An 11,910-nucleotide genomic window follows, 5' to 3' on the forward strand; every position below is an offset into this window, starting at 1 on the left:
AAATTAAAAATGCTTTATTTTTGTTTGCTTGAATAAATCGTGCTATGCTTACTTTATCAAGTAAAAGGAGGCATTTTTGAAATGGCAGATTTAGAAAAAAGAGCAAATGATGCAAAAGACAAAGTTGTTGGTGAAGCAAAAGAAGCTTATGGGAAAGCCGCCGATGATAAAAGCAAAGAGTTAGAAGGAAAAGCTCAATCCTTTGGTGCAGATGTAAAAGAAAAAGCACGTGATTTAGGCGATGATATCAAAGAAGGCTTTGAACACGTGAAAGAAAAATTTACAAAAGAAGATAAATAAAACCAAATAGTGCCCCTACCTAGAGATAGGTAAGGAAACTTGCTGAACATGAAGTAGTGAAAGAAGAGTCTTTCTTTCGCTGCTTTTTTTTGCTACAATGAAAGCGAATTCTATTATAGAAAGGGGAAATGTCAGATGAAAAATACAAACCGTTTTACCATTATAATGGAGGTTTCTCCTATCTAGAAGATGGCCTCCAAATTTTAGGAGGAAATACATGACACAAACGCTACAAGCAAGAGTCACATTTCAAACAAGGAATTTATACTTTGTTGTAACAAAAGAGCAAAAACAATTGACAGGAACAGTCAGTGGTCATTTCCAACAGCAGGCATATACACCCTCAGATTTTCCGGTGATTGGAGATTGGGTTGAAGGAACGCTGTATGATTCTGACAAATTACTGATTACAGCAATCTGTCCAAGAAAGTCATTGATGACAAGAAAAATGGCAGGTCTTACCTCGGATAATCAACCGATTGCTGCAAATGTGGATACAGTGTTTATCTGTATGAGCGCGAACCATGATTTTAATCTTACTCGCTTAGAACGTTATCTTTATATTGCGTGGGAAAGTGGCGCAAATCCGGTTATTTTATTAACGAAAACAGACTTAGTTACCGAAGAACAAGCGATAGAAATGTCAAATAACATACAAGAGGCAACAGCGGGTATCCCTGTTATTTCTGTAAATCAGTTGATGGATATGAGACAAGCGCTTGATTCGTATCTTGCGCCAAAGGCAACAATTGTCTTTGTAGGAAGCTCAGGGGTTGGCAAATCAACCCTAACCAATCAGCTAGTGGAAAATGCCCATCAGAAAACAAAAGAAGTTAGAAAAGAGGATTCTAAAGGACGTCACACAACCACCAATCGCTCCCTATTCTTTTTGAAAAACGGCTGCAGTATCATTGATACACCTGGAATGAGAGAAATAGGAATTGCTTCGGGTTTTGCGGAAAATAGTTCGTCATTTGAGACACTCGAATCACTGGCGCAAACCTGTAAATTTACAAATTGTCAGCATGAGACAGAGCCGGGGTGCGCTGTACAAGCAGCAATCTACAGAGGAGAATTGAGTGAGGAACGTCTAAAGAATTATCGGAAGCTAGAAGCTGAGAAAAAGTATAATGAACGCCGTCAACAATTTAAAGAAAAGCAACAAAATAAGAAAGCAAAAAGAAGAGAGAAGAATTATGAAGAGTAACTGGAAGGACCGATTCCAGCACCGAGAACTAAGTAAATACTGCACTTCATAAAAAACGTAAATTTAGTGGCTGACAGCACTATTAAAGAAAATGACTAAATAAAAAAGGACGTCTCCTCACATTTTTGGTGAAGGGTGCGTCCTTTTTATCTGCTGTTTTATTGTACGTCTATTTTAATTGAAAAACTTTATTTTTCAGTTCATATACAAAGTCACAAGCTTTAGCAACTTCTTGTTCATGCGTAACAATGATGATGCAACGGTTTTTTTCATGCGCGATTTCTTGAAACAGTTTGACGATTTCTTTAGATGTTTGTTCATCTAAGTTTCCCGTTGGCTCATCTGCGACTATCAGTTGGTGATCACAACAAAGCGCTCGAACAATAGCAACACGTTGCTGTTGTCCACCCGATAACTGGGTGATTTTTTGTTGGGCAAGCGCCTCAGGTATGCCAACACGTGCTAAGTTATCTAGTGCATATTGGCGAAGATTATCATGCTGACTGTTGGCAATCTCCATTGCAGTTAAAACATTGTCTAAAGCAGATAAATAAGGAAGTAAATTATAAGCCTGAAAAATAATAGAGACGTCTTTTCGACGATAGTTGCGTAAGCCAATGTTATTGATAGCTTGATCGTTGTAGTAAATTTCACCTGATTTAGGTGTATCTAATCCTGAAATCAACGATAGAAACGTTGTTTTTCCGGAACCACTGGCACCTAGAATGGCGTACATTTTTCCAGCTTCAAAAGAGAGTGTAACGTCTGTATATAAAGGATCGTTTTCTGTTTGGTACCAGTAACTAATATTTTCGGTGCGTAGCATAAGACATCTTCCTAACTGATTAATATTTTTTTTGGATTCATTTTTAAGATACCAATTGAGGCAAAAAAGACAGAGAATAGGCTAATTAAAAAAGCAAAAACAGCTAACAGTCCAAATTCTTTTGGATGGACTTGAATATCTAACTCTGAAATTTCGTCTGACACTTCAAAAGGATTTCCTTGTTGACCACCAAAGCCCCCTCGTTCCATTGAAGAAGGACCTCCTTCTCCTTGATTAAGCTGATCTGGCTGGGTGTCATTTTGAGCTGTTATTGTTTGCTGATCAATTAACTGCTGTCCGACCAAATTTGCTACCAGATTGCCACTAACACCAGCAATACCTAAAGCAAAAATCATACAGATAGCCATTTCTGTGAAAAATTGAAGAATTACTTTTGTCCTTGCTTCACCAAGAGATAACAGAACACCAATTTCAAAACGGCGTTCTCGAATGGTCATCATTACAATAAGGGTTAAGATAATCACACCGGCAACGGTAACCAAGAGAACAATATTTTTAGAGAAATCGGCAACATTATTTAATGGTTGCAGCATTTGCTGATAGGCCTGATCGTTTGAGCTGATGGTAAAGCTTTCTGTGTCGATTAATTTTTCGGCTTCTGAAACGAAGGAATCCATTTCCTGAGGATCATTTAATGTATAGACTGCAGAGTCAATGGTATTTTCAGAATCAGCGCCATTCATTGTGTTTGCTAGTGTATAGGCAGCATAAATTGTGTTAGAAGGGTTTAAAAAATTAAAACGCATACCCATACTGTTTCCGGAATCTGTTGTTTGATAGATGCCTTTCACAGTGACATTATAGCTAGTATCTTCATCATCAGGATTCGTAAGTGTGAAGGAATCACCAACTGCTAACTCATTAGCTTGTGCCAAACTTGTTTCAATCACGACGTTGTTTGTCTCCAAATCCTCTTCAGTTATCCCTTGACCATCAATAATAGTAGAGGTTCCTTCACTGAAGCTACTTTCTTGGGCAGTCGCACTTACTCCACTAATTTGAAAGTCGCTTTGTGTCATGCCGCCACCCATCATTTCACCGCCACCCGGAAACCCCTGTACTTCTTCTGGTGAATCCTCTTTTGAGTTGGGTTCATCGGAAGTTGATGTGTCCTCAGTATTTTCTGTTGAATTAGAGCTGATTGGCGTGATATTGCTTCCAGCCATAGCAGAAGCAGAAGATTCAAAAGAGTAAGTTTTTACGCCAGATAAGGCAGCAATTTTTTGTGCGTCCTCTAAGGACACAGGAGTTAAACTAAAACTTCCAGGGTCTGGTCGCTCTGATTCAGATGAATTCTTTTGTTGTTTAAAAGCCGCTTCCCTATTTGCGCTTAACGTAACTGTTGCGCCAACGCTTTTTTTCGCTTCATTCGTTGCAGAAAGAGCGGCACTCCGAATGGTCAGACCTGCAAAAACAAAAATAAGGATGGCGGAGAACACAGCTAATAATAAAATGGTTCGTCCTTTTTTACTCCAAGTACTTTTTAGTGCACGTTTGATAAAATTCATATGAAACCTCCTAATAAGTTCGTACAAGAAGACTCTAAGGGTATCAGCTTAAATGAAACTTAAAAGAAATCGAACTTTTTGTGAAAAAGAAATGGATAAAATATGATTCGTTATTAAAAAGAAAGAGAAAAAGCTGTTTGCCTTTTTTGGCAAACAGCTTTACGTGTGTTAGGTGAACTAGTTAGTCAAGTTATACAAGGCGCTCAAAAGGATCGCTACTAATTCCTTCTTCAAGCACTTTTTTTGCATATTCCTGTGCGGAGAACAACGAATGGTCTCGATAATTTCCACATTCTTTGGCAGAAACGGCAGGGACAAAGTCAGTTCCTACCACATGCTCTTTTAAGACTTTTTTCAAGGCATCACGAATTTCTTCAGGAGAATGTTCTCCCCAAACGATTAGGTAAAATCCTGTACGACAGCCCATTGGTGAAAGATCGATGATGCCTTTTACCTCATCTCTAAGATTCACTGCTAACAGGTGTTCTAGCGTGTGGATTGCAGCAGTTGGAAGTGCATCTTGATTGGGCTGTAAAAAACGTAAATCATATTTCTGTATCAAAACGCCTTGATTGGATTCACTTCCTGCCAGACGAACATAAGGTGCCTTTACTTTTTCGTGGTCTAATTCAAAACTTTCTACGCGTGCCATATTTTTTCCTCCTAAGAATTCATTCATGAAAACTATAGCAAAAATAAAAGAGTCTTTCAATGCATGAAAAAAAAGTAACAGAGTCTATAGTAATCATGGGAATTGTGGTAAAATGAGAAAAGCATGTTTTTATGAAAAAATGAAGAGGGTGTAATAATGGAGAATGGATACCATGTTGCGGTGGTAGGTGCAACAGGCGCGGTTGGAACAAAAATGATTCAGATGCTTGAGCAGACAACGTTACCTATAAAAAAAGTGAAGTTGTTAGCCTCTAAGCGTTCTGCTGGCAAACAGCTATCATTTAAAGGGCAGTTAGTAACAATTGAGGAGCTCGTTGCCGACTCTTTTGAAGGCGTAGATATTGCGTTGTTTAGTGCAGGAGGCAGTATTTCAAAAACTTTTGCACCAGAGGCAGTCAAACGCGGAGCAGTGGTTGTTGATAATACCAGTCACTTCCGAATGAATCCAGAGGTTCCGTTGGTTGTTCCTGAGGTAAATAAAGAAGCCCTTAAGGCACACAAGGGAATCATTGCCAACCCGAATTGTTCGACTATCCAGATGATGGTCGCTTTAGAACCGATTCGTCAAGCAGTAGGGTTAGATCGAATTCTTGTATCCACCTATCAGGCCGTTTCAGGAGCAGGAGCAAGTGCGATTGAAGAGTTGCAAACACAAGCAAAAGACTATCTTTCAGGTAAGCCAGCTGACGAGCTGAAGGCGGAGATTTTGCCTGCTGGAGGAGATAAGAAACATTACCCAATTGCATTTAACGCATTACCTCAGATTGATGTTTTTGGTGAGCAGGACTACACAAATGAAGAGTGGAAAATGATTCACGAAACAAAAAAAATCATGTCTGATGATTCGCTAAAGGTGGTTGCTACTTGTGTGCGGATTCCTGTAGTGATGGGGCATTCAGAATCGGTTTATATCGAAACAAAGGATGCGACAACTGCGGATGCACTGAAAGAACTGATGAAAAAGGCACCAGGTGTTGTTTTACAAGATGATCCAAGTCAGCAGATTTATCCACAGGCTTTAACAAGCATGGGGAAAAAAGAAACGTTCGTTGGACGGATTCGTCAAGACATAGATGTAGAAAATGGCTTCCATCTATGGATCGTATCAGACAATCTATTAAAAGGTGCAGCATGGAACTCTGTTCAAATTGCTGAGACCTTACACGAAATGAATTTGGTCAGAGTGTAAATGTTTTTGGGAGGGAATAAGTATGAAATTGACAAACGCATCAATTATCACGGCGATGGTTACGCCGTTTGATGAACACGGGGAAATTGATTTTTCACAGCTGCCAACACTAGTAGAGCATTTGCTAGGCAGCCACACAGATGGAATTATATTAGCAGGAACAACGGGAGAGTCACCAACACTCACCCATGATGAAGAAATCACATTGTTTGAAGAGGTGATTCGAATTGTGGACAAGCGTGTGCCAATTATTTGTGGTGTTGGAACGAACGATACACGAGATTCAGTTAATTTTGTAAAAGAAATCGCTGAAATGGAAGGAATCGATGCCGGTCTTGCTGTTGTTCCTTATTATAATAAACCGAATCAGGAAGGATTATACAGACATTTTGAAGCAATCGCCAAAGCGAGTGATTTACCTATTTTGTTGTATAATGTACCTGGGAGAACCGTTGCAAGTTTAGATGTAGAAACGACGCTTCGATTAGCTGAAATTGATACGATTATTGGAGTTAAAGAATGCTCTGGAATGGATGCTATCACTGAGTTGGTAGAAAAAGCGCCAAAAGATTTTCTTGTTTATACAGGAGAAGATGGTTTGGCCTTTGCAACAAAAGCAATTGGCGGACAGGGTGTTATCTCTGTTGCCAGCCATATCTATGGGAATGATATCTATCGTATGTTTCAATTATTAGCTGATGGAAAGTTGTCGGCTGCTGCAGAAATTCAGCGAGAATACCTGCCGAAAGTTCATGCTTTATTTTCTGTGCCTTCACCAGCACCAGTAAAATTAGCATTAAATGAGTTAGGGATTCATGTTGGCGGTCTGCGCCTACCTCTTGTTGCTTGTACGGAGAAAGAAAAAGAGCAAATATTAAGTATTTTAAATTTATAAAAAACGAGAGGTGAACGTGTTTGAGTACCATCAAACTAATTCCTCTTGGTGGCGTACGAGAAAATGGTAAAAATATGTACGTGGCTGAGGTAGGAGAAGACATTTTCGTTCTTGATTGCGGATTGAAATATCCAGAGAACGAATTACTAGGAATTGACATTGTCATTCCAGATTTTACGTATTTGGAGGAGAATGCTGATCGTGTGGCAGGCGTCTTTTTAACGCATGGGCACGCAGATGCTATTGGGGCTTTGCCTTATTTTCTTTCAAAATTAAATGTTCCTGTATTTGGAACAGAGCTTACGATTGAGCTTGCGAAGTTAAGTGTAAGTCGAAATGAAGAAACAAAGAACTTTAAAGAATTTCATGTGGTGGATGAGCATACAGAAATCGATTTTGGTGAAACAAGTGTCAGCTTTTTCCGCACGACACATACAATCCCCGATTCTGTTGGAATTAGTCTAAAAACCAAAGAAGGAAGCATCGTTTATACTGGTGATTTCAAATTTGATCAAACAGCAATTCCTATGTATCAAACTGACTACAGCCGTTTAGCTGAAATTGGAAAAGAAGGGGTTCTGGCGCTTTTAAGTGATTCATCAAATGCCGAAAATCCTGCACCGGTAGCTTCTGAGCTGCAAATTACAGATGAAGTTTTAGAAACAATCCGTTATTGGGAAGGTCGTATTATTGTCGCTTGTGTTGCAAGTAATTTACAACGTGTTCAACAAATATTGGATGCAGCGTATAAATCTGAGCGGAAAGTAGTATTAACCGGACAGGACTTCGAACGAATTATTCGTACAGCAATGCGCTTGGAAAAATTACAATTGCCGAGTGAAGACTTGTTTGTCACACTAAAAGAAATGAAGAACTATTCGCCTGAACAACTGTTGATTTTAGAAACAGGACGCATGGGTGAGCCAATTAAATCGTTACAAAAAATGGCGAATGGCACGCATCGTTCTTTACGAATTGAAAAAGGCGATTTAGTCTATATTACAACAACACCGACAACAGCGATGGAAACAACTGTAGCAAAAACAGAAGACATGATTTACCGTTCAGGTGGCGATGTCAAACAAATTTCTGATAACTTGCGTGTTTCAGGTCATGCAAATCCAAACGATTTACAATTGATGATGAACTTCATGAAGCCAAAATACTTTATTCCTATTCAAGGTGAATATCGTCAGCTGGCAGCCCATGCAGATTTAGCTCATGAAATTGGTATGGCTTATAAAGATATTTTCATCACAGGTCGTGGAGATATCTTAGAGTATAAAAATGGCCGTATGAGTATGGCTGGCACGACACCTGCTGAAAATGTGATGATTGATGGATTAGGTGTTGGAGATATCGGAAATATTGTTCTACGAGATAGAAAAATTCTTTCTGAGGATGGAATATTTGTTGCTGTAGTAACAATTAATCGCCGCGAAAAGAAAATTGTTTCAGCACCTCAAATTACTTCAAGAGGATTTGTCTATGTTAAGACAAGTAAAGATTTGTTAAAAGAAAGCTCGACAATGATTACTGAAATCGTTGAAAAGCATCTTCAAAATGACGATTTTGAATGGAGTAAACTAAAACAAGATATACGAGACCAGCTTAGCCGCTATTTATTTGAACAAACAAAACGCCGTCCAGTTATTTTGCCAGTCATCATGGAAGCAACACAAAGAAGACGTTCAAAAAACTAAATTAAAATGAAACGTGTTTCCTTCAGACGAGAGCCTACGTGCTTTTGTCTGGAGGAAGCACGTTTTTGTTTTATAGAAGAAAACTGATTGAGAAAAAAAGTGAGTAGCTTCAAATGTATTTCGCATTGTTTAAGAGAAATCAATTTTTTGACCACTTGTTTATAATAGGAATTTGGACTAGTTGATAAACAAAGTGATATTTCTGAAATTTTGTTATTTAATAATATCTCTACATATTGTGTTAGAAAGAATTATTTTATAAAGATAAATTATTTTACAATAAATGTTGCTATCCGAAACGTTTCGGATTATAATAAAAGTGAAATTAAAACGCTTTCAAAAACAGGAGGGGCAAAAATGTCAAAATTATTTAAACGTGTTAGTGTTTCTTTGTTAAGTGTAGGAGTGTTATTTAGTTTGGCAGCTTGTGGAAATGGTAAAGATGACAAGACAAAAGGTAGCGGGGAAGATGCAGGAAAAAGTGATGTAACATTAACCGTAGGATTTTGGAAAGGTGATTCTACAAGTGAAGATTCAGCTAGGAAAAAAGCTTTTGAGGGGTTTACCAAAAAAACAGGTATCAAGGTTCAGGAAAAAGTGTACAACGATTACGATACACAATTAATGACTGATTTAGTAGGTGGAACTGCACCAGATGTCTTTTATGTAGACGTTTCAAATGTACCAAGTTTGACTAGCCAAGGGGTCTTGGAACCATTAGATGACTATATCAGCAAGCAAACTGATTTTAATCAAGCTGATTTTTATGAACCAATTTTTAATGGGTTTAAAGCAGAAGATGGGAAACAATATGGCGTGCCAAAGGATTATTCTACTTTAGGCTTTTACTATAACGAAGATTTGTTGAAAAAAGCTGGGCTTACAGCAAAAGATTTACCCAAAGACTATGATGAGCTGGAAAGTTTTTTAACAACACTTAAGGAAAAACTCCCAGATGTTCAGCCTATGGTATTCTCCGCGTTATTAGCTCGGCAGATGTATATTGCAGAATCTGATGGAGGAAAAATCACAAAAGAGGATGGTACAGCAAATTTAGATGACCCTAAAGTGGTTGAAGCATTGGTACCATTACAAAAGCTATATGAAAAAGGATTAATTCGAACACCAGAAGATTTAGGTGATGGCTGGGCTGGAGATACCTTTGGCCGAGGTGGTGCAGTTATTTCTGATGAAGGTGCGTGGATGGTTTCTCACTTAAATACAAACTTTCCAGATTTAAATTGGGGTGTGCAAGAACTGCCGATTTTGAATGGTGAAAAACGAAACATGGTATTTACAGTAAGCTACTCGATGAATGCTGCAACGAAGAATAAAGAAGAGTCGTGGGAATTAATCAATTATCTAACTAATGATGCAATGAAAGACTATGCCCAAGAAGCCTCTGTATTGCCATCAAGAAAATCAGTGGCAGAGGAATTAAAGATTGATACAGATGAAACGATGTCTGCTTTTGCAAAAGCTGCAGATTACGCGACTCCTTGGCAAGACGGTCCGTATTTGAGCATTATTACATCACGCTACGAAAACATGATTCCGTCTGCGCTAAAAGGGGAAATGACGCTAGAAAAGGCGATGAAAGAAGCGACAACCTCTGCAAACCAAGATATTGAAAACCAAGTGAAATAGGGATAAATAGAGTCTGGGAAGTCCGTTGTGCTGTGAATTCAAAAGAGTTGTTCGTAAATCATACAACTTTTGCAGATCACTTCATTATGTCCCAGACTCAACTTCTTTAAACCACACAAAATGAGGAGAACGCAAACAGCAGTTTTAAAAAAGAAGCGGCTGGCGTTCTAACATTACGTTTAAAAGAGAGGTGTGTCATATGAAAAAAAATCATCGTGAGAAGCTTCAAGGAATTATGTTCTCACTTCCAGCGGTTATTATTTTAGGTGTTTTTACCTTATTGCCAGTGATTTATTCTTTTTATCTATCCTTTAATAAAGTTTCTTTAATTGGAGAGGTTTCTTATGACTTTGTAGGATTGAGAAATTATATTAGTGCATTAAAAGATCCTCGTGTCATGATTGCTTTACAAAATACAGCAAAGTATGTTGCGATTGTTGTTCCGGCACAAACATTGCTTGCTTTGTTGCTAGCATCAGTTTTAAATTCAGGGATTCGTTTCCAAAATGGCTTTCGGACACTCTTGTTCTTACCCACTCTTACCTCTAGTTCAGCGCTAACTATGATTTTTATGTTTTTATTTAGCGTCAATGGACCGGTTAATAAATTGTTGTTGCAAGTGGGTCTTTTGGATAGTCCAATAGGTTTTTTGAATGAAACGTCAACGGTTCTTTATGCCATTATTATTATGAATGTTTGGTCAACAGTGCCTATGTTTATGACTATCTATCTAGCCGGGCTGCAGGATATTCCAAAAACGATGTATGAAGCTGCAGAGATTGATGGAGCAAATGCATTTCAGCGTTTAACAAGAATTACGATTCCACAACTTGTACCTGTAACAAATTATATTGTTATGGTTGGTCTAGCTTCAACCTTTCAATTGTTTGATCAAACGTATATTGTTTCAGGCGGCTCAGGCGGGCCCAATAATGCTACATTAACTTTATCTCTAATTATCTATCAGTATGCGTTTAAAACGTTTGGAACGATGGGGTATGCGTCAGCGATTGCTGTTTTACTTACTTTATTTATTTTTGTTATTTCTATGATTCTACGCAAATTTACCAATGAAGATGTGACAGGAGAGGGAGGAGTGTAATGATGAAGAAACGTTCTGCTTCAAAAATTTTTTTATATCTACTATTGATTGTCTACACAGTCATTACGGTGTATCCCTTTGTCTGGGCACTATTTGCTTCGATTAAGCCCTACAGTGAAATTGTCGGAAGCGGGTTGAAGCTTCTTCCAAAAAATCCAACAATCGCAAACTTTACTTATATATTTACCGAGGATCCGCTGTTTCCTCTATGGGTAAGAAACTCGATTATTATTTCTGTTTTAGGTACAGTGATTAATGTCATCTTCAACAGTATGTGCGGATATGCTTTAGCAAGATTAAGATTTCCGGGAAGAAAGGCTCTATTTCTGATTATTATGGTTTGTATCATGATTCCTGCACAAATCTTATTGATTCCAAATTATCTTATCATGAAACAAATCGGGCTTTTAGATAGCTATTCTGCACTAATTATTCCCTCCGCGATTAACTTTTCGTATATCTTTATGATGCGACAGTTCTTTATCTCGTTTCCAAAAGAAATTGAGGAAGCTGCGCAGCTAGATGGGCTAAGCAGACCGAAAATTTTCTTTAAGATTGTCATGCCAATGGCAAGAGCATCTGTAGGGACACAAGCAATTTTTGTTTTCTTGGCCTTTTGGAATGATTTTATGAAACCGTTACTTTACATTACTTCACAGGACAAATATACATTAACCTTGGGCTTGCAGTCTTTCCAATCACAACATGCGACACAATGGAATTACATTATGGCAGCAGCAGTAGTCACTATTGCACCCATTGTCGTTCTCTATATCTTGTTGAATAAATACTTTATGAAGGGAATGAAGATAGGTGGGGATAAATAAACCGAGCGTAATA

Annotated in this window: 11 protein-coding genes; 8 read left to right on the forward strand and 3 right to left on the reverse strand. The window is 38.2% G+C overall.

Annotated elements, in window-relative coordinates; all coding sequences use genetic code 11:
• Window positions 1-81 precede the first annotated feature (81 nt).
• Together I589_RS13840 and rsgA are read left to right on the forward strand one after the other, a co-directional pair.
• Window positions 82-300: a CsbD family protein gene (locus tag I589_RS13840; RefSeq protein WP_010768396.1), complete on the forward strand. Its 219-nt coding sequence runs from the start codon at window positions 82-84 to the stop codon at window positions 298-300.
• Between the two features lie 217 nt (window positions 301-517).
• Complete coding sequence (rsgA, locus tag I589_RS13845; protein ID WP_010768397.1) at window positions 518-1,507, forward strand: ribosome small subunit-dependent GTPase A; 990 nt, start codon at window positions 518-520, stop codon at window positions 1,505-1,507.
• A 169-nt stretch (window positions 1,508-1,676) separates the two neighbouring features.
• Here rsgA and I589_RS13850 read toward each other — a convergent pair whose 3' ends face one another.
• From I589_RS13850 to I589_RS13860, 3 genes are all read right to left on the reverse strand, one after another.
• Entirely contained in the window at window positions 1,677-2,333 is a 657-nt protein-coding gene (locus tag I589_RS13850) for an ABC transporter ATP-binding protein (RefSeq protein ID WP_010768398.1), read from the reverse strand.
• Between the two features lie 11 nt (window positions 2,334-2,344).
• Window positions 2,345-3,862, reverse strand: coding sequence for an ABC transporter permease (locus I589_RS13855; RefSeq protein ID WP_010768399.1), 1,518 nt, complete (start codon window positions 3,860-3,862; stop codon window positions 2,345-2,347).
• Window positions 3,863-4,052: 190 nt separating this feature from the next.
• The gene (locus tag I589_RS13860) at window positions 4,053-4,514 is read right to left on the reverse strand and encodes an S-ribosylhomocysteine lyase (protein ID WP_010768400.1); all 462 of its coding nucleotides are present in this window, start codon (window positions 4,512-4,514) and stop codon (window positions 4,053-4,055) included.
• A gap of 156 nt (window positions 4,515-4,670) precedes the next feature.
• Between I589_RS13860 and I589_RS13865 the strand changes: the two genes are divergently transcribed.
• The 6 genes from I589_RS13865 to I589_RS13890 all read left to right on the forward strand — a co-directional run bounded on the left by I589_RS13865 (window position 4,671) and on the right by I589_RS13890 (window position 11,897).
• Window positions 4,671-5,723 (forward strand): aspartate-semialdehyde dehydrogenase, encoded by a 1,053-nt coding sequence (locus I589_RS13865; protein WP_010768401.1) that lies wholly within the window; start codon window positions 4,671-4,673, stop codon window positions 5,721-5,723.
• Window positions 5,724-5,745: 22 nt separating this feature from the next.
• The gene (gene dapA, locus I589_RS13870; RefSeq protein ID WP_010768402.1) at window positions 5,746-6,618 is read left to right on the forward strand and encodes a 4-hydroxy-tetrahydrodipicolinate synthase; all 873 of its coding nucleotides are present in this window, start codon (window positions 5,746-5,748) and stop codon (window positions 6,616-6,618) included.
• Window positions 6,619-6,638: 20 nt separating this feature from the next.
• Window positions 6,639-8,321 carry a ribonuclease J gene (locus I589_RS13875; RefSeq protein ID WP_010768403.1) on the forward strand — a complete coding sequence of 561 codons (1,683 nt, stop codon included), beginning with the start codon at window positions 6,639-6,641 and terminating at the stop codon, window positions 8,319-8,321.
• Window positions 8,322-8,678: 357 nt separating this feature from the next.
• Window positions 8,679-9,968 (forward strand): sugar ABC transporter substrate-binding protein, encoded by a 1,290-nt coding sequence (locus tag I589_RS13880; protein ID WP_010768404.1) that lies wholly within the window; start codon window positions 8,679-8,681, stop codon window positions 9,966-9,968.
• A gap of 199 nt (window positions 9,969-10,167) precedes the next feature.
• Window positions 10,168-11,070, forward strand: coding sequence for a carbohydrate ABC transporter permease (locus I589_RS13885; RefSeq protein WP_010768405.1), 903 nt, complete (start codon window positions 10,168-10,170; stop codon window positions 11,068-11,070).
• The gene (locus I589_RS13890) at window positions 11,070-11,897 is read left to right on the forward strand and encodes a carbohydrate ABC transporter permease (RefSeq protein ID WP_010768406.1); all 828 of its coding nucleotides are present in this window, start codon (window positions 11,070-11,072) and stop codon (window positions 11,895-11,897) included. The genes I589_RS13885 and I589_RS13890 overlap by 1 nt, the downstream gene beginning before the upstream one ends.
• Window positions 11,898-11,910: the final 13 nt, after the last annotated feature.

The organism is Enterococcus phoeniculicola ATCC BAA-412 (genome assembly GCF_000407505.1).
GTDB lineage: Bacteria > Bacillota > Bacilli > Lactobacillales > Enterococcaceae > Enterococcus_K > Enterococcus_K phoeniculicola.